The following is a 22,548-nucleotide window of genomic DNA, read 5'->3' on the forward strand; positions in this document are numbered from 1 at the left end:
GTATAGTTTAATAAGCCTTTAAATCAGTCCCGTGAGGCTGAGAAGGAGACGGTTAAGTTATAGGCCCGCTATGCCTTTAACTAAAATTAACTTATCTACCTCTCGCCAAAAACGGTGAGAGGTTTTTTATTTTAAGATAATAAAGTAGGTGTAAAATGAACCAAAAAGCTCTGGTCCTTGATGAACAAGCCATTAATCGGGCACTTACGAGGATTGCTCATCAAATTATCGAAAAAAATAAAGGGATTGAGGAATGTGTGCTTGTAGGTATTCGTACAAGGGGAATCTATTTGGCAAAACGCCTAGCCTCAAGAATAGAGGAAATTGAAGGAAATCCAATCCCAGTCGGTGAAATTGATATAACCCTTTATCGGGATGATTTAACCAAAAAAACAGACAATCAAGAGCCGCTTGTAAAGGGTTCAGATATCCCAGTTGATATCAGTGATAAGATTGTTATTCTGGTTGATGATGTATTATATACAGGCAGAACGGTCAGAGCAGGACTTGATGCGCTGATGGATTTTGGCCGGCCGGCAGCAATTCAGCTGGCAGTCCTTGTAGACCGAGGGCATCGTGAACTTCCTGTAAGAGCTGATTATGTAGGTAAAAATGTACCGACATCCAGTGACGAAAAAATTGTCGTTGAACTAGTGGAAGTAGATAAAATTGATCAAGTAGGTATTTTTGACAAATAAATAGCACGCCCTTTTAAAAGGCAGTCCAGTGAGGCTGACAAAGGGGAAAAGCCATGAAACTATTGGCATTTCTATACCCTCTTTGTACCCTCATGTACACAAGAGGGTTTTTTTATAGTCATAAAGCAGACAATATAGATTAACTAAATAAAATTAGGAGTAAACAGAAAATGAAAAATACACCGGTCTTAGATGTTTCGGATATCCCAAAATCATCACAATGGCTCACTTTAAGCTTACAGCATTTATTCTCTATGTTTGGGTCAACGATTCTTGTACCATACCTGGTTGGCTTAAGTCCAGCCCTTGCGTTAATTTCAAGTGGACTTGGAACGCTTGCATTTTTGTTAATTACAAAAGGTAAAGTTCCAGCGTATCTAGGCTCATCATTTGCCTACATCATACCAATTAAATTACTAAATGAAACAGGCGGACCAGGTGCCGCCATGGTTGGAACATTTATAGCAGGAATTCTTTATGGTATTGTTGCCTTAGTTATTAGTAAGTCAGGGCACCGTTGGGTAATGAATTTATTACCTCCAATTGTGGTCGGTCCTGTTATTATTGTTATCGGCTTAGCATTATCATCCACTGCTGTGGGAATGGCAATGAATAACCCTGCTGGAAAATACAGCATGCTACATTTCTCTGTTGGTCTTGTTACTTTGGCTGCTACAATTATTTTCTCCATTTACGCAAAGAAAATGTTAAGTATTATCCCAATTTTGGCAGGTATTATTGTAGGTTATATTTATGCACTAGTGGTAGGAGTTGTTGACTTCACACCGGTTGTAAAAGCACATTGGTTTGAGATGCCAGAATTCGTCATTCCATTTGTAAGCTATAAAGTCAAATTTACTTGGGACATAGTCACACTAATTATCCCAATTGCGGTTGTTACATTGTCAGAGCATATCGGTCATCAGCTAGTTCTTAGTAAGGTTGTAGGACGTGATTACATTAAAAATCCGGGGTTACATCGATCGATTCTAGGTGATGGAACAGCAACTATCATTTCATCTTTAATTGGCGGACCTCCAAAAACCACTTACGGTGAAAACATCGGGGTCTTAGCCATTACTCGCGTATACAGTGTCTACGTCATTGCAGGTGCAGCAGTATTCGCGATTATCTTCGGATTTATCGGAAAGGTAACAGCATTAATCCAAACGATTCCGACACCAGTCATGGGTGGTGTATCCATCCTGCTATTCGGAATTATTGCTTCATCTGGGCTAAGAATGCTTGTGGATAGTAAAGTTGATTTCGGTGACAAACGAAACCTAGTGATCTCATCCGTAATCCTGGTTCTAGGGATCGGCGGAGCGATTGTAAAACTTCCTTATAATATTCAAATCCAAGGAATGGCATTAGCAGCCATTATCGGAGTACTGTTAAACTTAATTCTGCCAGGAAGACAAGAGGCCGATGAGAATATGTTTGGTACAGAAGAAGAAGAAAATAGTAAAACTGCATAGTTGTTAGAACAGAACCTTTTAAATGAAGTCCAGTGAGGCTTCTAAGGGTGTAAAGCTTGAACAAAGAGACGGTTAGGATTTTCGTATCTTTGTGAAAGTACGGTCGTTTACACCCTGATCACAAGGTCAGGGTGTTTTTATTATCTTTGAAAGGCGGAAATTGGATGTTACAACATTTATTAACCACAAATGAATTAAAGGTGGAAGAGATTTATCAAATCTTAAATGATGCTCACAACTTTAAAAAAGGAATGGAGTGGCATCCAGAGGGAAAAATTTTCGCTGCCAACTTATTTTTTGAACCCAGTACAAGAACAAAAAGCAGCTTTGAAGTAGCTGAAAAAAGGTTAGGTCTTGATGCAATCCACTTTGAAGTACTGACATCTAGTGTTCAAAAAGGTGAAACACTTTATGATACAGTGAAAACATTAGAATCCATTGGTGTAAAAACAGTTGTAATTCGACATGATCAGGACCGTTACTTTGATGAATTAGTAGGGAAGGTAAATATACCAATCATCAATGGTGGTGATGGCGTCGGCCATCATCCTACACAATCACTTCTAGATTTAATGACGATTCATGAGGAGTTTGGCCAATTTGCCGGGTTGAAAATTGCGATTATTGGAGATATTCGTCATAGCCGAGTTGCCCGTTCTAATGCGGATGTATTGACAAGACTTGGAGCAGAAGTGATTTTTTCTGGCCCTGAAGAATGGTTCGATTCCCGCAGTGCAGATATTTCGAAATATAGACCGATTGATCAAGCCATTCAAGAAGTGGATGTTGTTATGCTGCTAAGAGTTCAACATGAACGGCATCAAGAAAAAAGCAGTTTCACAGCGAATGAGTATCACAAACAATATGGACTCACACTTGAAAGAGAAAAGATGATGAAGCCGGGCAGCATAATTATGCACCCTGCACCAGTTAATAGAAATGTAGAAATTGCCGATAGTCTTGTAGAGTGCAAGAGATCAAGGATTTTTAAACAAATGGAAAACGGTGTGTATGTCAGAATGGCAGCCATTAAGAGATCAATTGAAAGTCTAGAAGGAGGAAACCAAAATGAAACTACTTATTCAGAACGCGTGCTACATAGCATCTAATGGAGAAACGAAACAAGCTGATTTATTAATAGAGGATGGCATTATTACTAAGATTGAAACTCAAATTGATGCGATTGCAGATCGCACAATTAAGGCGCAAGGAAAATTAGTTTCACCAGGATTTATTGATTTACATGTCCACCTCCGCGAGCCAGGCGGCGAGAAAAAAGAAACCATTGCAACCGGAACAGCAGCAGCAGCAAGAGGCGGATTTACAACTATTGCCAACATGCCAAACACAAGACCGGTGCCTGACACCATTAACAATATGGAGGACTTGCAAAACCGAATTAAGGCGACAGCAAAGGTTAGGGTGCTTCCATATGCGTCTATCACCATTCGCCAGTTAGGTCAGGAGTTAACAGATTTTGAAGGTCTAAAAGCTAACGGAGCGTTTGCCTTCACGGATGATGGTGTAGGAGTTCAGTCTGCAAGCATGATGCTTGAAGCGATGAGAAAAGCTGCAGCACTTGATATGGCGATTGTCGCTCACTGTGAAGAAAACACATTGATCAATAAAGGCTCTGTCCATGATGGTTCATTTGCGAAGAAACACGGATTGAATGGAATCCCATCTATCTGTGAATCTGTTCAAATTGCTAGAGATGTTCTGTTAGCAGAAGCAGCTGATTGCCATTATCATGTCTGCCATATCAGCACGAAGGAATCTGTCCGAGTGGTTAGAGATGCGAAACGAGCAGGAATTAAAGTAACGGCAGAAGTAACTCCGCATCACCTATTGTTATCCCAAGATGACATTCCTGGCCTTGATGCAAACTTCAAAATGAATCCGCCGCTTCGTGATACAGAAGACCGCACAGCTTTAATCGAAGGACTTTTAGACGGTACGATTGATTTTATTGCAACCGATCATGCACCACACACAGCAGAAGAGAAGCTTGAGGGAATGACTTTAGCACCATTCGGTATTGTCGGGCTCGAGACCGCGTTCCCGCTTTTATATACTCATTTAGTATTGAAGAACATCATGACACTTGAACAGTTGATAGACTACTTAACAGTCAAACCAGCAGAGGCATTTGGTCTGCCTTATGGAAAAATTGAAGTGGGGGCACCGGCAGATTTAGTCCTCTTAGACTTAGAAGAAGAATGTGAAATAAACCCAGAAGAATTCTTATCAAAAGGAAAAAATACACCATTTGGCGGTTGGAAATGTAAAGGATGGCCGGAAATCACAATCGCTGGAGGAGAAATTGCTTGGGAAAAAGGAAGTGTGTTGGTATGAAAAAACAGCTTATTTTAGAAGATGGAACGATATTTATTGGAAAAGGGTTTGGCAGTGATACGGAAACAATTGGTGAAGTTGTTTTTAATACAGGAATGACCGGTTATCAAGAAATCATCTCCGATCCTTCCTATTGCGGGCAGCTTGTAACCTTAACCTATCCATTGATCGGAAATTACGGAATCAACCGAGACGATTTCGAATCAATCAATCCTGCAATAAAGGGTTTAATTGTAAAAGAAGCAGCGGATTTTCCATCCAACTGGAGAAATGAGTACACTTTAGATGAATATTTTGACATGAAAAAGATCCCGGGAATTGCGGGGATTGATACCCGTAAATTAACACGGATCATCCGCCAATACGGGACACTGAAAGGGGCAATCTGCAGCATTGAAAAAGATCCAAACGAGGTGATCGCGCAGCTGCAAAAAGCGCCGCTTCAAACGAATCAGGTAAAACAAGTGTCTACAAAAAATGCTTATCCAAGTCCAGGTCGCGGCAAACGGGTAGTCCTTGTTGATTTTGGAATGAAGCACGGAATCTTACGGGAACTAAACCAGCGGGATTGTGATGTTGTCGTTGTCCCGTACCATACAACAGCAGATGAGATCCTGCAGTTACGTCCAGACGGAATCATGCTATCAAATGGACCTGGGGATCCAAAGGATGTTCCAGAAGCAATTGATATGTTAAAGGGAGTATTAGGCAGGGTTCCATTGTTTGGGATTTGCTTAGGACATCAGTTGTTTGCATTAGCGTGCGGAGCTAATACTGAAAAAATGAAGTTCGGTCACCGCGGTTCGAACCATCCAGTCAAAGATCTTTCAACAGGGAAAGTAGCGATTACCTCGCAGAACCACGGTTATACAGTCGAAGAAGAGTCGATTAAGAATACTAGATTAGAAATTACTCATATAGCAGTAAACGACGGAACAGTCGAAGGGCTGAGACATCTTGATTATCCAGCTTTTACAGTACAATACCATCCAGAAGCATCTCCGGGACCTGAAGATGCAAACGGCTTATTCAACCAATTTTTTGCATTGATGGAGAAGAACAAACAGGAGGTTACAGCAAATGCCTAAACGTACAGATATCCAATCCATTTTAGTAATCGGTTCAGGACCAATTGTTATTGGTCAGGCAGCAGAATTTGATTATGCCGGTGCCCAGGCATGTATTGCTCTGAAAGAAGAAGGTTATCGTGTTATCTTGGTTAACTCCAATCCGGCTACCATTATGACCGATACAGAGATGGCAGATGCCGTTTATATCGAGCCGCTAACCGTTGAGTTTGTCAGCAGAATTATTCGCAAAGAACGTCCAGATGCGCTGCTTGCAACACTCGGTGGACAAACAGGCCTTAACCTAGCTGTTGAATTAACTAAATCCGGTGTCTTGGCAGAATGCGAGGTAGAAATTCTTGGTACGAAACTTTCAGCGATTAACCAAGCAGAGGACCGCGACCTTTTCCGCAGCCTGATGAATGAATTAAACGAGCCGGTACCGGATAGTGAAATTATCCATGAATTAGCTGAAGCGAAAGCATTCGTTGAAAAAATTGGTTTCCCAGTGATTGTTCGTCCGGCGTTTACATTAGGAGGAACTGGCGGCGGTATCTGCCATAACGACGAGGAACTCGAGGAAATTATCACCAGCGGACTAAAGCACAGCCCTGTAAATCAATGTTTGCTAGAAAAAAGTATCGCTGGCTTCAAGGAAATTGAATACGAAGTAATGCGGGATAAAAATGACAATGCGATTGTTGTGTGTAATATGGAAAACATTGATCCGGTCGGCGTCCACACTGGAGATTCCATTGTAGTTGCACCAAGCCAAACATTAAGTGATCGTGAATACCAGCTGCTTCGAAATGTTTCGTTAAAAATCATTCGTGCTTTAGGAATTGAAGGGGGCTGTAACGTTCAGCTTGCTCTAGATCCAGATAGCTTCCATTACTATATTATTGAAGTAAATCCACGTGTTAGCCGTTCTTCGGCACTAGCTTCAAAAGCAACTGGATATCCAATCGCGAAGCTTGCAGCTAAAATTGCAGTCGGTTTAACACTTGATGAAATGTTAAATCCGGTTACAGGAAAAACGTATGCAAGCTTTGAACCGGCGCTAGATTATATCGTAACCAAAATCCCAAGATGGCCATTTGACAAGTTTGAATCGGGAAACCGTTCCCTTGGAACACAAATGAAAGCAACGGGAGAGATTATGGCGATTGGCCGTACATTTGAAGAATCCTTATTAAAAGCCATTCGTTCCCTTGAAGCAGGCGTTTATCATTTCGAATTAAATGGCGCAGCGGGGATTGATGATGAATTACTCGAGAAAAGGATTCGCAAAGCTGGAGACGAACGGCTCTTTTACATTGCAGAAGGGCTAAAACGTGGATTAACGATTGAAACGATTCATGAGTGGAGTAAAATTGATTTGTTTTTCTTAAAGAAGATGGAAGGGATCATTGAACTCGAAGCAGCCCTGGCTGACCATCCTTTTGATACTGAAATTTTAATTGAAGCAAAACAAAAAGGCTTTACGGATCAAAAAATTGCTCAAATTTGGAACGTGCCGGAAAAAGAAATTAATAATACCAGGAAAAATCTCGGGATCATCCCAGTTTATAAAATGGTTGATACTTGTGCTGCCGAATTTGAATCGGCTACACCATACTACTATGGCACATACGAAGATGAAAATGAGTCGATTGTAACAGCGAAGAATAGTGTTATTGTTCTAGGGTCAGGTCCCATCCGTATCGGACAGGGAATTGAGTTTGATTATGCGACTGTACATTCAGTAAAAGCGATCAAAGAAGCAGGCTATGAAGCCATTATTATTAATAATAATCCGGAAACGGTATCTACGGATTTCAGTATTTCCGACAAGCTCTACTTCGAACCACTTACTATCGAAGATGTAATGAGTATTATTGATTTAGAGAAACCTATTGGGGTGGTCGTCCAGTTTGGCGGACAAACCGCAATCAACTTGGCTGCTAAACTTGAAGAAAACGGCGTAAAAATTCTCGGTACAAGCTTGGAAGATTTAGATCGGGCTGAAAACCGTGATAAATTTGAACAGGCGTTAGAGCAGTTAAACATCCCGCAGCCACTAGGAAAAACGGCCATGTCAGTAGAACAGGCACTAGTGATTGCCGAGGATATCGGTTATCCGGTTCTAGTCCGCCCTTCCTATGTTCTTGGTGGAAGAGCAATGGAAATTGTTTATCGTGAAGAAGAACTTCTTTACTATATGAAAAATGCTGTAAAAGTGAATCCAGAGCATCCGGTCTTGATTGATCGATATTTAACAGGAAAAGAAATTGAAGTGGATGCTATCTGTGACGGCACCAATGTCTTAATCCCAGGAATCATGGAACATATCGAACGGGCTGGAGTCCACTCAGGTGACTCGATTGCCGTTTATCCGCCGCAAACGCTAAGTGAACAAGTAAAACAAACACTTGTAGAGTACACAGAGAAATTAGCGAAGGGGCTAAATATTATTGGACTTTTAAACATCCAATATGTGCTCGCAGGAGATCAAGTATACGTATTAGAGGTAAACCCAAGATCGAGCCGGACAGTTCCTTTCTTAAGTAAAATTACTAATGTTCCAATGGCCAAAATTGCGACTAAAGCGATTCTTGGGGTATCAATTCTTGACCAAGGCTACATCCCAGGTCTTGTTACCGAAAAAGAAGGGGTATATGTCAAAGTTCCGGTCTTCTCTTTCGCGAAGCTGAAGAGCGTCGATATTACGCTTGGACCTGAAATGAAATCAACTGGTGAGGTAATGGGCAAGGATATTACCCTTGAAAAAGCCCTCTACAAAGGCTTAGTTGCTTCAGGCATGAAAATTCAACAGTTTGGTACTGTATTGTTTACCGTCGCCGATAAGGATAAACAGGAAGCTTTAAAATTGGCAAAACGATTCTCGGCAAATGGCTATCGCTTAATGGCAACAGGCGGTACAGCGGCTATTTTAGAAGAAGCAGGCCTAAGAGTGAAGGTTGTCGGTAAAATTGGTTCAGAAGGAAAAACGTTATTAGATGTCATTCATCATGGTGAGGCACAGTTCATTATCAATACATTAACAAAAGGGAAACAGCCGGAACGGGACGGGTTTAGAATCCGCCGGGAAGCGGTTGAAAATGGAGTTCCATGCTTAACTTCACTTGACACGGCTGATGCAATCTTAAAAGTAATTGAATCAATGAATTTTTCAGCAGAACCAATGACAGCAATGAAAAAGGAGGCCGTGTTTGCATGATCCAAAAAGAGTTATGCAAAATTCTAAGCCAAAACGAAATTGCTTCAGATATCTATGAACTGACCATACAAGGAGAATTGGTAACGCAAATAACTTCTCCTGGCCAATTTGTCCATATCAAAGTTTCAAATGGCTTGGATCCGCTTCTACGCCGGCCCATTAGTATTTCTTCGTTCAATCAAGAACAAAAAACGTTGACAATGATTTACCGTAAAGAGGGAAGAGGAACCACCATGCTGTCAGAATTACGGCCGGGGATGCACGTCGACATCCTTGGCCCACTGGGCAATGGTTTTCCTGTTGAAGAAGTCAGCAAAGGAGATACTGCCTTACTTGTCGGTGGTGGAATTGGTGTGCCGCCACTATATGAATTATCAAATCAATTAGTTGAAAAAGGTGTAAAAGTCATCCATGTGCTTGGCTTTCAGACCGTATCAGCCGTTTTTTACGAAGAGGAATTTTTAAAAAATGGCGAAACGTACGTAGCGACTGTTGATGGTTCTTATGGAAGAAAAGGCTTTGTCACAGATATCATGAAAGATTTGCAGTTTGATTGTATTTATACCTGCGGTCCAACTCCGATGTTACGAGCAATTGAACAGAATTATCAAGATAAAAAAGTATTCTTATCGCTTGAAGAGCGAATGGGCTGCGGTATCGGTGCCTGCTTTGCTTGTGTATGTAAAAAGAAGGATGATCCAACAGGAGTTTCTTATAAGAAGGTCTGCAGTGATGGTCCTGTATTTCGAGCCGGGGAGGTATTGATATGAGGCGATTAAACATTGAATTACCAGGCTTACACTTAAAAAACCCAATCATGCCTGCATCCGGCTGCTTCGGGTTCGGCAGAGAATACAGTCAGTTTTATGATCTGAGTGTACTCGGCGCTATTATGATAAAAGCTACAACTGTAGAGCCAAGGTTCGGAAACGCAACACCACGTGTCGCGGAAACTTCTGCCGGCATGTTAAATGCAATTGGCTTGCAAAATCCTGGACTAGATAAAGTTCTTGGCGAAGAGCTGCCTTTCTTATCTCAGTATGATGTACCAATTATTGCAAATGTGGCCGGATCGCTTGAAGAGGATTACGTGGAGGTAGCCCGTCGAATTTCTAAGGCACCAAATGTACATGCGCTTGAACTAAATATTTCCTGCCCGAACGTAAAAACAGGCGGGATTGCGTTTGGAACCATTCCGGAAACAGCAAAACAATTAACCCGTAAGGTTAAAGAGATATCAGAGGTACCCGTATATGTGAAACTGTCGCCCAATGTAACCAACATTGTAGAAATGGCAAAGGCCGTTGAAGCAGGCGGTGCGGATGGGTTGACGATGATTAATACCCTTATTGGAATGAGGCTTGATTTAAAAACAGGCAAACCGATTCTTGCCAATCGAACTGGTGGATTGTCCGGCCCAGCAATTAAGCCAGTAGCGATTCGGATGATTCACGAAGTCAGCCAGGCGGTCGGAATTCCCATTATCGGTATGGGCGGCGTGGAGACGGCTCAAGATGTCGTTGAATATTTTTATGCGGGGGCTAGTGCAGTCGCAGTGGGTACAGCAAACTTTGTAGATCCGTTTGTTTGCCCAACAATCATAGAAGAATTACCAGGATTACTTGAAGAATTAGGGTTTGAACACATCAGTGAATGTACAGGAAGGAGCTGGAAGCAACATGGACAACTCGCTTATCATCGCGCTTGATTTTCCCGGCATGAACGAAGTTAATCAATTTCTGAAGCCGTTCACGGGTAGAGAGCTATTTGTAAAAGTTGGGATGGAGTTGTTTTACCAAGAAGGTCCCTCAATCATTCATCAGCTTAAAGAGCAAGGCCACCGTATTTTTCTAGATTTAAAACTTCATGATATTCCGAATACAGTTAAAAGTGCGATGAAGGGTCTTGCCCGTCTAGAATGTGATTTGGTTAATGTTCATGCAGCCGGTGGCATAGATATGATGCAGGCGGCCTTGGAAGGTCTTGAAGCAGGTACTCCGGCAGGACGGAAACGACCTTCCTGTATCGCAGTAACACAATTAACAAGTACGTCTGAGGAACAAATGCATAAAGAACAGCTTATTCCGGTTTCCTTAAAGGAATCGGTGCTTCATTATGCCTCGATTACGAAACAAGCTGGTCTGGATGGAGTTGTGTGCTCTGCATGGGAAGCAGCATTGATAAAGGAAAAGGCTGGACAATCGTTTCTGACGGTATGTCCGGGGATTCGAATGGCGTCAGACCAGGTTGGAGATCAAAAACGTGTCACAACCCCTGAAGCAGCACGGACAATGGGGGTAAGTTCGATTGTTGTAGGCCGGTCGATTACCCGTTCACAAGACCCGCTAACAAGTTATCAACAATGGATGGAAGCATGGAAGGGAGTACAACAATGAAAAAAATAATTGCTGAAAAATTACTAGAAATTAATGCGGTTGCCTTGAAGCCCGAGGCACCGTTTACATGGGCGTCAGGACTTCGTTCGCCAATCTATTGTGATAATCGGCTAACTCTTTCCTACCCTGAGGTGAGGAACGCAGTTGCAGCAGGACTGCAGCAGCTGATTCAGGAACATTTTCCAGGAACTGAAGTAATTGCTGGAACCGCAACCGCTGGGATTCCTCATGCTGCATGGGTCAGCGGTCTTATGGACCTCCCGATGTGCTACGTACGATCAAAAGCAAAGGGACATGGTAAAGGGAACCAAATTGAAGGGAAAGCCGAAGCAGGCCAAAAAGTAGTCGTAGTGGAAGACCTAATCTCTACCGGCGGCAGTGTAATCACAGCGGTTAATGCCTTAAAAGAGGCTGGCTGTGACGTGCTAGGGGTCGTATCGATCTTTACATATGGCCTTGAAAAAGGGAAACAATTATTTGAGGAAGAAAATATTAAGAGTTTTTCTTTAACCGATTTTACAACCTTAATTGAAGTAGCCATTTCAAAGGGCTATGTTAGTTCGGAAAATCAGGAAAGCCTGCTTTTATGGAGTAAAGATCCTGCTGCATGGAGTAAAAAGTTCGAAGAGGAAGAATCGGTTATAAAATAAATTTTTCGCTGAGTTAAGAAACCGCCGATAAATGACAGAAAACTGCCGATAAGTGCTGAGAAATCGCCGATAAGTAGCAAAAAACCGCCGATAAACCAAAACGGGGAGCCAAATCAATATGATGGCTCCCCGCTTTTAGTTATGATTTCTTCAATTTTAAAACCATTTCCTCATCCGGAGTCACATAAACCGTTTGTTGATTATCATAAATAACAAATCCCGGCTTTGCCCCATTCGGTTTTTTTACATGGCGGACTTTTGTATAGTCAACTGGCACCGAACCGGAATTACGTGCCTTGCTATAATAGGCTGATAAATTTGCAGCTTCGAGAATCGTTTGATCAGAAGGCTCCTTGCTTCGAATTACTACATGTGACCCGGGAATATCCTTTGTATGAAGCCAAATTTCATCCCGCGCTGCCAGTTTATTAGTTAAATAATCATTTTGTTTATTATTTTTTCCAACAATAATTTCTGTTCCATCGGAAGCAACAAAATGATCCAGTACCGGCTTGCTATTCTGAAGTTTTTTCCCATTCCTTTTTTGGCGTTCACGAATATATCCGCCCTCAACTAGCTCTTCGCGGATTTCCTGAAGATCCTTAGGCGATGCTGCTTGCACCTGCTGAAGTAAATTATCAAAATATGCTGCTTCCTCACGTGCCTTGTCAATTTGTTCAATCACAATCGAGATCGAATTTTTAGCTTTTTGATATTTGGAAAAATACTTTTGAGCATTTTCAGATGGTGTCTTTCTAGGGTCGAGTGGAATGACAAGCATTCCGCCGTTTTCATCATAATAATTAAGAACCTCGATTTCTTTTATCCCTTTTTTGGCCGCATATAGATTGGCAGTTAACAACTCCCCGTATAGTTGAAACTCTTCTGCTTTCTCTGCTTCTTCCAATGTACGTTGGAGTTTGTCAATTTTCTTTTCGTTCTTTTCTTTTTCATTGATGATAAATCTCTCAATATCATGTCCCTGCTGCTTCACCCGGTCGCGTTCTGCCTTGCCGAAATAAAAACGGTCGAGCATTTCACTAAGGGTTGAAAAAGTTTTTACCTCTCCTTTTATATGGTCAAGCGGGAATAAATAAAATAACTCTTTTCCATTAGAAGTCATGATAGAGGGAGCAATATCCCCAGAGCTTATTTTTTTCATTAGTCTTACAAATGTTGCTGGCACTGTTGAACGATTAGCTAATCCGCTCTCAAATATAACTTCCTTTGCCAAAAGGGGTGAAATACCTCCGAAATGTTCAACGATCTGGCGGTCCAGTTTACCGCCCATAAAATCAATCTTCTTTAATACATCCTCTTCAACCGCAGTAAACGGATTGAGTTTATGTTGTTCGGGCGGGTTAATATAAGGCTGCCCAGGAAGAATTGCTCTATGGCTGTTTACCGCAAAAGAAACGTGTTTAATACTGTCAAGAATGATATTGCGTGTCTTATCTACTAAAACGATATTGCTATGCCGCCCCATAATTTCGACAATAAGTTGTTTATAGCTGATATCACCAATTTCATTTCTTCCTTTTATTTCAAACACAATGATCCTGTCATTGTTAACCTGATACAAATCCTCTAATATATGTCCTTCAATATGTTTTCTAAGCAGCATACAGAACATCGGCGGTTCACTAGGGTTATCGTAGGCTTCATTGGTGAATTGGACTCTAGCGTAGCTTGGGTGAGCCGATAATAATAGTTTTTGATTAACTCCGTTTGCACGGACCGTGAGAATGACCTCATTTTTATAAGGCTGATGGACTTTGTTAATCCGTCCGCCCTTAAGGGAACGAACTAATTCATCCACCATTGCTTTTGTAAATAAACCATCAAATGACATGGAAAACATCCTTTTCTAGAAGCTATGTTTCAATTATATCCTATCTGGCTAAAATCTGTCTTAATTTACCCATCAATCACATTTTCATCTAGCATTTTTTTGGACGACCCTGAATAAGCTTTTCTTAGAGCAAGTCTATAAAAGGGGGAAGTGAGATGGTCGGATGAAATTCCATGAAATGAAGATAGATCAAGTAGAAGAGGCTCTAGAAACCGACTTTTCTTCTGGATTATCGCAGGAAGAAGTAAAGCAAAGGGTAAAACAACACGGACTAAATGAATTAGAAGAGGGAGAAAAGCAATCGGCTTTACTCTTATTTTTCAGCCAATTTAAAGACTTTATGGTATTAGTGCTATTAGCCGCGACGCTGATTTCAGGCTTGTTGGGTGAGTATATCGATGCGATAGCGATTATAGCCATTGTCATTATTAACGGATGTCTTGGTTTCTATCAGGAACGCCGGGCAGAAAAATCACTCCAGGCTTTAAAAGAGCTTTCGGCACCACAGGTGTCTGTACTTCGTGGTGGCGAGTGGATCAAGATTCCTTCAAAAGAGATTGTAATTGGCGATGTAATTAAGTTTGCAAGCGGAGATCGAATTGGTGCAGATGTGCGTGTTATTGAATCGAAAAGTTTAGAAATTGAAGAATCAGCATTAACGGGTGAGTCCGTTCCTGTTGCTAAACATATTGATCCGTTAAGCAACCCAAATCCCGGCATCGGTGATATGGAAAATATCGCCTTTATGGGAACGATGATTACAAGGGGCAGTGGACTAGGTGTGGTCATTGCAACCGGTATGAAAACAGCGATGGGGCAGATTGCCGATCTACTGCAAAATGCAGAGTCGCAGGACACTCCGCTGCAGCGGCGCCTAGAGCAGCTTGGAAAAATATTAATTACTGTTGCCTTGGTACTGACGGTCCTAGTGGTGATTGTCGGGGTAATCCAAGGACATGAATTATATGAGATGTTTTTGGCAGGTGTTTCGCTAGCGGTGGCAGCGATACCGGAAGGGCTCCCAGCGATTGTAACCGTGGCTTTATCATTGGGCGTTCAAAAAATGATCAAGAAAAATGCCATTGTCAGGAAATTGCCGGCTGTTGAAACATTAGGCTGTGCATCGGTCATTTGTTCGGACAAAACCGGAACGATGACACAAAATAAAATGACCGTTACCCATCTATGGAGCGGCGGAAATACCTGGACCGTCGACGGGGTCGGCTATCAGCCGCAGGGGAATTTTTACCGAGATGAACAAAATGTCCAGCCTAGGGATGAGAAGGCATTACAGCAAATGTTAATCTTCGGGATGTTATGCAATCATTCAGAACTGGCCATAAAAGATGACGATTATATCCTAGACGGCGACCCAACTGAAGGAGCACTGCTTGTTAGTGCGATGAAAGCAGGGTTTGACCGTACCAAATTATTGGAAGAATTTACGATTGTTAATGAATTTCCGTTCGACTCGACGAGAAAAATGATGAGTATCCATGTAAAAGACAAACAAGGACGCAACTTTATCGTAACCAAGGGAGCACCAGATGTCGTGTTAGGTATCTGTGAGTCGATTCTATGGGATGAGAGAACACAATACTTAAGCAGGGAATCACAAAGTAAGGTACAGGATGCGATTAATGGACTGGCCTCACAGGCACTAAGAACGATCGCGATTGCTTTTAAGCCTATCCCTGCCAATACATTAATCTTGAGCGACCATGAAGCAGAGAAACAATTAACCTTTATCGGCGTCCAAGGCATGATTGATCCGCCAAGACCTGAAGTAAAAGCGGCTGTAAAAGAATGTAAAGAGGCCGGCATTAAAACCGTGATGATTACGGGTGACCACGTCATTACCGCCAAAGCAATTGCCTCACAGCTTGGTATTTTGACTAGGAAGAGTAAGGTACTCGAAGGAAAGGCATTAGCAGAAATGTCTGTAGAAGAATTGGAAGCTGTGGTGGAGGATGTCTCGGTATTTGCAAGGGTGTCTCCGGAGCATAAATTAAAAATTGTTAAAGCCTTGCAAAACAGAGGGCATATTGTTGCCATGACAGGTGATGGAGTGAATGACGCTCCCGCCATTAAAGCCGCTGATATCGGTGTTGCCATGGGGATCACCGGCACGGATGTCGCGAAAGAAGCTTCAGCACTCGTGTTATTGGATGATAATTTTGCTACCATTAAAGCGGCTATTAAAGAAGGAAGAAATATTTACGAAAATATCCGTAAATTTGTCCGCTACCTGCTTGCATCCAATGTCGGTGAGATATTGGTTATGCTGTTTGCCATGTTATTGGCTTTGCCGCTGCCACTTGTCCCGATTCAGATCCTTTGGGTCAACTTAGTGACGGACGGACTGCCGGCGATGGCATTAGGACTTGATCAGCCTGAGGAAAATGTAATGAAGCGGGGTCCACGCAGTCCTAATGAGGGGGTATTCTCACGTGGTCTTGGCTGGAAAGTGGTCTCGCGCGGATTCCTAATCGGGCTAGTTACACTATTGGCGTTCATGATTGTGTACCATAATGATCCAAGTCAACTTCCATACGCACAGACTGTTGCATTCGCAACCCTTGTTATGGCGCAGCTGATCCATGTTTTTGATTGCCGGAGCGAACGATCAGTCCTATCAAGAAATCCGTTTGGGAATCAATATCTTGTCTGGGCGGTTGTTTCATCCTTATTACTAATGCTAGTAGCTATTTACTATCCGCCATTACAGCCTATTTTTCACACACTTCCGATTGCAGGAAAAGATTGGTTGTTAATTTTAGGATTATCCGCCGTTCCAACTTTTTTATTAGCAGGATCATTTTTGTTAAGAAAAACAAAATAAAGTGTGTTATAATCCAAAAGGTGATAGAATTCAGTTCTATTACCTTTTGTTATTTTAAAAAAACAAAGAGCCGATCATTATCTAAGATTGGATGTGTACGTGATGGTTATTAGTATGACAGGCTTTGGCAGAGGGAAGACAGAGTCAGGAGAATTTTTAGTGAATGTCGAAATAAAAACAGTCAATCACCGATTCTCTGAAATGAATATCCGGATGCCAAGACAACTTTTAAAAATAGAAGATAAAATGAAAAAAATATTGAGCTCTCATATTCGCCGCGGCCGAGTAGAAGTGTATGTAAGTGTTGATGGTGAAGGGATTGTCTCAAGGAAGATCCAGCCAGATTGGAAGCTGATTGAGGAATATTTTCAATTCATTAGTGATGCGAAAGGTAAATACGGGATCGAAGGAACCATTACTCTTCAGGATTTACTTAATCGAACCGATCTTTTACATATTGAAGAAAGTGAAGCAGGCAATGAAGAAATCGAAAAACTTGTCCTTACAGCCATAGAAGAGGCTGTAATATTGTTAAAGCAAATGCGGATGGCAGAAGGAGAAGAATTAAAAAAAGATTTACTTGCAATCACTGCCCAAATTGAAAACAATGTATCAGAGCTCCAAAAATTTGCTCCTCTTGTTGTTCAAGCTTTTAAGGAGCGCTTGACGAAAAGGATGCAGGAGTTTGTTAATGGGCAGCTGGATGAAACGAGAATTTTAACAGAGGTAGCTGTTTTTGCTGACAAAGCAGATATCAATGAAGAAATTACACGGTTAAGAAGCCATATCCAGCAATTCTTACAAACCTTAAATGAGTGTGAGCCAATTGGCAGGAAGCTGGACTTTATTGTTCAGGAAATGAACAGAGAGGCCAATACCATCGGTTCAAAAGCAAATGATTCAAATATTGCAAAAAAAGTCGTTGACATCAAAAGTTTACTTGAAAAGCTGAAAGAACAGGTACAGAATATCGAGTAGGATTTGTTTAGAAACTGTTTAACACGGTCAAAATATATTATTAATGATTGGATGAGTAACCATGTCAATTAAATTAATCAATATTGGATTTGGAAATATTGTATCTGCCAATCGCATTATTTCCATTGTCAGCCCGGAATCTGCGCCAATTAAACGAATCATTCAAGATGCCAGGGATCGGGGTTCGCTGATTGACGCTACTTATGGCAGACGGACACGTGCTGTAATTGTAATGGATAGTGACCATGTCATTCTTTCAGCTGTACAGCCGGAGACGGTTGCCAATCGCTTAACTGACCGTGATGATATTATTGATGAAGGGTAGGATTTTCATAATATGCAGGAAAAAGGGTTGCTGATTGTATTATCCGGACCATCTGGTGTTGGGAAAGGAACGGTTCGAAAAGAGATTTTTTCTCATCCAGATACCGCTTTTGAATATTCCATCTCCATGACCACCCGGCTTCCACGTGAAGGGGAAGTGGACGGGGTCGATTATTTCTTTAAGACACGCGAGCAGTTTGAACAGTTAATCGAGCAGGGGAAGTTATTAGAGTACGCCGAATTTGTTGGCAACTATTATGGAACACCTGTTGATTATGTTCGGCAAACATTGGACGCCGGAAAAGATGTTTTTTTAGAAATTGAGGTTAAAGGTGCCCGTCAGGTACGCGAGAAGTTTCCGGAAGGATTATTCATTTTCCTCATGCCGCCAAGCTTGACTGAACTCAAGAACAGGATTGTAACGAGAGGAACAGAAACAGAAGATATCATCCATAACAGGATGTTAACGGCACGTGAGGAAATTGAAATGATGGAATTATATGATTATGTGGTGGAAAACGATCAGGTGGAGAATGCCTGTAAACGCGTGAAAGCCATTGTAACGGCAGAGCATTGCCGCAGAGAAAGAGTCGAACATCGCTATAAAAAACTTCTGGAGGTTGATTAATATGTTATATCCGTCTATTGACTCATTATTAGAAAAAATTGATTCAAAATATTCACTTGTTTCTGTTGCTGCAAAGCGCGCCCGCGTGATGTCGCAGGTAAAAGATGAAAGACTTCCTAAATATGTTTCTTATAAATATGTGGGAAAAGCATTAGAGGAAATTTATAGTGGTGAACTAACATATCGAGTTTCAAAAAAGGCAGAAACATCTGCTGAGTAATGACCCAGCCCACAGGCACAATATATAAATGAAACAAGGTCTGACAAAAGGGAGATTCGCCTGTATGTCAGCCTTTTTATTTTGCTTTAAGTGAATCGCGTGAATTTCATAAGGTAATAGATGAAAAAAAAGATTTTTTCTAGCATAATAAAACTAAAAAGTAATGGACTAGAGTGGGGGCTTAAACAATGAGTAAGGAACGCAACATCCTATTGTGTGTGACAGGAGGGATCGCTGTTTATAAAGCTGCAGCACTAACAAGTAAGCTTGTGCAAGCAGGTTTTAACGTAAAGGTCATCTTAAGTGAATCGGCAGAAAAATTTGTTACCTCCTTAACCTTTCAGGCCTTATCCCGCAATGATGTATATACGGACACCTTTGATGAGAAGAATTCACAAGTGATTGCTCATATTGATTTGGCAGATTGGGCCGATTTAATTCTTGTTGCTCCAGCTACTGCTAATACAATTGGCAAATTAGCAAATGGAATCGCAGATAATATGATTACCACTACATTGCTTGCGGCAACTTCACCTGTGTGGATTGCCCCTGCCATGAATGTACATATGTATGACCATCCAGCTGTAAAAAGAAATCTTGAGGTATTGACCCAGTTTGGCTGTCAATTTATTGAACCTAGCGAAGGATACCTTGCCTGTGGCTATGTAGGAAAAGGGCGCCTCGAGGAGCCGGAAAAAATAGTGTTATTAATTCAAAACCACTTTAATCGACAAAGACAAGAAAAGTTAAAGGGGAAGACAGTCATGATCACGGCCGGACCAACGCGAGAAAAAATCGATCCAGTTCGATTTATTTCCAATCATTCATCAGGAAAGATGGGGTACGCCTTGGCAGAAGAGTCTGCTAAACAAGGAGCGCGCGTGATTTTGGTTTCTGGTCCTGTCTCACTTTCCGCTCCACAGGGGGTAGAACTCGTAAAGGTTGAGAGTGCAGAGGAGATGTACCACGAGGTCTTGAAGCACTATGATGAAGCCGATGTGGTCATCAAGACTGCGGCGGTTGCAGATTACCGCCCGAAAGTGACTTTTGACCATAAGGTGAAAAAGCAGACAGGCGATACTACCATTGAGTTAGAAAGAACAAGTGATATTCTTTTTGAACTAGGAAAGCGAAAAGTCAATCAACTTCTGATTGGCTTTGCAGCAGAGACCGATCATTTAGAAGAATATGCGAAAACTAAATTAAGCAAAAAAAATGCTGATATGATTGTCGCCAATAATGTAAAAGAAGAAGGAGCGGGCTTTGGCACCGACACAAACATTGTCACTCTGTTTAAGCGCTCAGGAGAGATCATTCGTTTACCGCTGCTGTCAAAGAACGAAGTGGCCGTAAAAATTATTGAAGAAATCACTTCACTTTTGAAGGATATGGATGAAAATGGAAATAGCTAGTGTGATCGTTGATGTACCGACTAAACAAACGGACCGGGCCTTCGATTATTTGATCCCTGAACAGTGGAGGGGCACCATTCATCCGGGCATGAGGGTTATTGTCCCCTTTGGTCCACGGCATATCCAAGGCTTTGTCGTGGGATTAAAAGCAGAATCAGACGTAGATGTAAACAAGCTTAGAGAGATCATTGAGCCCATGGATCTAAAGCCTGTGTTGAATAACGAATTATTAAACCTTGGTAACTGGCTGACTGAAAACACGCTTTGTTTTAAAATCTTTGCCTACCAAGTAATGCTGCCGGCAGCTTTAAAAGCAAAATACGAAAAAAAAGTCAGGCTTGCAAACAGGGGGGCTGTCATGGAGTTACCCTCAAAAGTGCAAGTCTACTTTGAGAATGACGGCGAACTCGATTGGGAAGAAGCACTACAAATGGGGATCGGTCCTTTATTACAGCGCGAAGCTGCAAACGGTCATTTAGAAGTCGTTTATGTGGTGAAAGAACGTGTACGGAAAAAACAACGGAAGTTTGTTCGGCCAACTGTCACCAAGCATGAATTAGAAGAGGCGATTCGAACCATTCCGGCCAAGGCGGAAAAGCAAAGGCAGGTTTTGCACTATTTTCTTGAGCATGAGGATGAAGTTGAATTAAAAACCTTACTTGCTGAGCTAAAAACTTCAGGATCGACCATAAAAGCCCTTGTTGATAAAAGGTTATTGACAGAGTTTGATAAAGAAGTTTACCGTGACCCATTTGAAAATCGAACATTCGAGCGGACTAAGCCACTGCCGTTAACAGACTCCCAGCAGAAGGCCATTGCTCCTATTCTTCATTCGATTGAATTGGATCAACATGAGGTGTTTTTGCTGTATGGCGTTACTGGGAGCGGCAAAACGGAAATCTACTTGCAGTCGATCCAAGAAGTTATTGAAAAAGGTCAAGAAGCGATTGTTCTAGTACCCGAAATTGCTCTAACTCCGCAAATGGTCCATCGATTTAAAGGGAGATTTGGTGATTTAGTAGCCGTTTTACACAGCGGTTTATCTGCCGGGGAAAAGTATGATGAATGGCGCAAGATTCAGCGGAAGGAAGTAAAAGTAGTTGTCGGAGCTCGCTCTGCTATTTTTGCTCCGTTTGAAAATATTGGCATTATTATTATCGATGAGGAGCACGAAACCAGTTATAAACAGGAAGAAATGCCGCGCTATCACGCCAGGGATGTGGCAATAGAAAGAGCGAAGACTTATAACTGTCCAGTTGTGCTCGGAAGTGCCACCCCATCGCTTGAGTCTTTTGCAAGAGCGCAAAAGAAGGTCTATCAGCTGTTATCATTACCAAGCCGGATGAACAATCAAGAGCTTCCATCCGTTGAAATCATTGATATGCGCGAAGAACTTCGTGATGGCAATCGTTCAATGTTTTCCCGAAAACTTTTCGAACTGTTAAAGGACCGGATCGAAAAGAAACAACAATCTGTCTTATTTTTAAATAAGCGGGGGCACTCATCATTTGTGATGTGCCGAGACTGTGGGTATGTGGTAAACTGCCCTAACTGTGATATCTCCCTTACCTATCATCGCGTGAACGAACAAATGAAATGCCATTATTGCGGTTATGAAAGTTATGTACCAAAGAATTGTCCTGAATGTACTAGTGAATATATTCGTTATTTTGGCACCGGAACACAAAAAGTGGAAGAGGAATTAGGGAAAATTCTCCCTGAGGCAAGAGTCATTCGGATGGATGTAGATACTACGGGACGGAAAGGGGCACATGAGAAGCTCCTAACTGATTTTAAAGATGGAAAAGCTGATATTTTACTTGGGACGCAAATGATTGCTAAAGGTCTGGATTTTCCCAATATCACCTTAGTAGGTGTGCTTTCTGCTGATACAATGCTCCATTTACCTGATTTCCGCGCATCAGAAAAGACATTTCAATTATTGACTCAAGTCAGCGGGCGGGCTGGCAGACATCAGCTGCCCGGTGAAGTCGTGATTCAAACCTATACACCAGATCACTATAGTATTGAGCTGGCTGGACGTCAGGACTATGATTTATTTTATCAGCGGGAAATGTTGATTCGTAAACTGCATCATTATCCCCCATTTTTTTATCTGGCACTGATCACCGTGAGTCATGAAAACCTGATTAATGTCGTTTCGGCTACTGAGAAAATGGTAAACTATGTCCGCACACAAGTGTCAAATAAAGCGGTCGTTTTAGGACCTGCAGCCTCCTCCATCCCTAGGATAAATAATAGATATCGTTATCAATGTCTGATAAAATACAAGCGGGAACCGAACTTGATCAAAGCACTAAAAACCATCCTTGATCAATACCAAAAGGATGCCAAAAGTGGGTTGCTGGTGTCGATTGATGTCAATCCCGTTATTTTAATGTAACCAATCCTTAATTTAGATTGGAAA

General features: G+C 41.7%; 18 protein-coding genes. 17 read left to right on the forward strand and 1 reads right to left on the reverse strand.

All coding sequences use genetic code 11. From position 1 onward, the window contains the following. The first annotated feature begins 155 nt into the window (after positions 1–155). The 10 genes from pyrR (at position 156) to pyrE (ending at position 11,864) form a co-directional block, all read left to right on the forward strand. Positions 156–698, forward strand: a complete 543-nt coding sequence (pyrR, locus tag J7E81_RS03425; protein WP_215040725.1) for a bifunctional pyr operon transcriptional regulator/uracil phosphoribosyltransferase PyrR — start codon at positions 156–158, stop codon at positions 696–698. A gap of 170 nt (positions 699–868) precedes the next feature. Next, entirely contained in the window at positions 869–2,176 is a 1,308-nt protein-coding gene (locus J7E81_RS03430) for a solute carrier family 23 protein (protein WP_215040726.1), read from the forward strand. Positions 2,177–2,340: 164 nt separating this feature from the next. Then, the gene (locus J7E81_RS03435; RefSeq protein WP_215040727.1) at positions 2,341–3,285 is read left to right on the forward strand and encodes an aspartate carbamoyltransferase catalytic subunit; all 945 of its coding nucleotides are present in this window, start codon (positions 2,341–2,343) and stop codon (positions 3,283–3,285) included. After that, positions 3,245–4,531, forward strand: coding sequence for a dihydroorotase (locus J7E81_RS03440; RefSeq protein WP_215040728.1), 1,287 nt, complete (start codon positions 3,245–3,247; stop codon positions 4,529–4,531). Before J7E81_RS03435 ends, J7E81_RS03440 begins: the two co-directional genes overlap by 41 nt. Further along, a complete protein-coding gene (locus tag J7E81_RS03445) occupies positions 4,528–5,619 on the forward strand; it encodes a carbamoyl phosphate synthase small subunit (RefSeq protein ID WP_215040729.1) in 1,092 nt (363 codons plus the stop codon). The genes J7E81_RS03440 and J7E81_RS03445 overlap by 4 nt, the downstream gene beginning before the upstream one ends. Continuing rightward, positions 5,612–8,818: a carbamoyl-phosphate synthase large subunit gene (gene carB / locus J7E81_RS03450; protein WP_215040730.1), complete on the forward strand. Its 3,207-nt coding sequence runs from the start codon at positions 5,612–5,614 to the stop codon at positions 8,816–8,818. Before J7E81_RS03445 ends, carB begins: the two co-directional genes overlap by 8 nt. Next, positions 8,815–9,588, forward strand: a complete 774-nt coding sequence (locus tag J7E81_RS03455) for a dihydroorotate dehydrogenase electron transfer subunit (RefSeq protein ID WP_215040731.1) — start codon at positions 8,815–8,817, stop codon at positions 9,586–9,588. The genes carB and J7E81_RS03455 overlap by 4 nt, the downstream gene beginning before the upstream one ends. Continuing rightward, the gene (locus tag J7E81_RS03460; protein WP_215040732.1) at positions 9,585–10,526 is read left to right on the forward strand and encodes a dihydroorotate dehydrogenase; all 942 of its coding nucleotides are present in this window, start codon (positions 9,585–9,587) and stop codon (positions 10,524–10,526) included. The genes J7E81_RS03455 and J7E81_RS03460 overlap by 4 nt, the downstream gene beginning before the upstream one ends. Then, entirely contained in the window at positions 10,498–11,214 is a 717-nt protein-coding gene (gene pyrF, locus J7E81_RS03465; RefSeq protein ID WP_215040733.1) for an orotidine-5'-phosphate decarboxylase, read from the forward strand. Before J7E81_RS03460 ends, pyrF begins: the two co-directional genes overlap by 29 nt. Continuing rightward, entirely contained in the window at positions 11,211–11,864 is a 654-nt protein-coding gene (gene pyrE / locus J7E81_RS03470) for an orotate phosphoribosyltransferase (protein WP_215040734.1), read from the forward strand. The genes pyrF and pyrE overlap by 4 nt, the downstream gene beginning before the upstream one ends. Before the next feature lie 139 nt (positions 11,865–12,003). On the opposite strand, the gene J7E81_RS03475 is transcribed toward pyrE, so the two are convergent. Then, complete coding sequence (locus J7E81_RS03475) at positions 12,004–13,716, reverse strand: Rqc2 family fibronectin-binding protein (protein ID WP_215040735.1); 1,713 nt, start codon at positions 13,714–13,716, stop codon at positions 12,004–12,006. Between the two features lie 163 nt (positions 13,717–13,879). Between J7E81_RS03475 and J7E81_RS03480 the strand changes: the two genes are divergently transcribed. The 7 genes from J7E81_RS03480 to priA all read left to right on the forward strand — a co-directional run bounded on the left by J7E81_RS03480 (position 13,880) and on the right by priA (position 22,524). Further along, positions 13,880–16,558 carry a calcium-translocating P-type ATPase, SERCA-type gene (locus J7E81_RS03480; protein ID WP_215040736.1) on the forward strand — a complete coding sequence of 893 codons (2,679 nt, stop codon included), beginning with the start codon at positions 13,880–13,882 and terminating at the stop codon, positions 16,556–16,558. A 102-nt stretch (positions 16,559–16,660) separates the two neighbouring features. Then, positions 16,661–17,536 (forward strand): YicC/YloC family endoribonuclease, encoded by an 876-nt coding sequence (locus J7E81_RS03485; RefSeq protein ID WP_215040737.1) that lies wholly within the window; start codon positions 16,661–16,663, stop codon positions 17,534–17,536. A 61-nt stretch (positions 17,537–17,597) separates the two neighbouring features. Next, positions 17,598–17,861, forward strand: coding sequence for an extracellular matrix/biofilm regulator RemA (gene remA, locus J7E81_RS03490; protein WP_098528797.1), 264 nt, complete (start codon positions 17,598–17,600; stop codon positions 17,859–17,861). Positions 17,862–17,873: 12 nt separating this feature from the next. Further along, on the forward strand, positions 17,874–18,488 hold the full coding sequence (gmk, locus tag J7E81_RS03495; RefSeq protein ID WP_215040738.1) for a guanylate kinase: 615 nt from the start codon (positions 17,874–17,876) through the stop codon (positions 18,486–18,488). Between the two features lies 1 nt (position 18,489). Further along, positions 18,490–18,708: a DNA-directed RNA polymerase subunit omega gene (gene rpoZ, locus J7E81_RS03500; RefSeq protein ID WP_215040739.1), complete on the forward strand. Its 219-nt coding sequence runs from the start codon at positions 18,490–18,492 to the stop codon at positions 18,706–18,708. 188 nt (positions 18,709–18,896) lie between these two features. Further along, on the forward strand, positions 18,897–20,120 hold the full coding sequence (coaBC, locus tag J7E81_RS03505) for a bifunctional phosphopantothenoylcysteine decarboxylase/phosphopantothenate--cysteine ligase CoaBC (RefSeq protein ID WP_215040740.1): 1,224 nt from the start codon (positions 18,897–18,899) through the stop codon (positions 20,118–20,120). Continuing rightward, entirely contained in the window at positions 20,107–22,524 is a 2,418-nt protein-coding gene (gene priA, locus J7E81_RS03510) for a primosomal protein N' (RefSeq protein ID WP_215041201.1), read from the forward strand. Before coaBC ends, priA begins: the two co-directional genes overlap by 14 nt. The last annotated feature ends 24 nt before the right edge of the window (positions 22,525–22,548 follow it).

The sequence above is a fragment of the Bacillus sp. ISL-18 genome, from assembly GCF_018613415.1.
Taxonomy (GTDB): Bacteria; Bacillota; Bacilli; order Bacillales; family Cytobacillaceae; genus Neobacillus.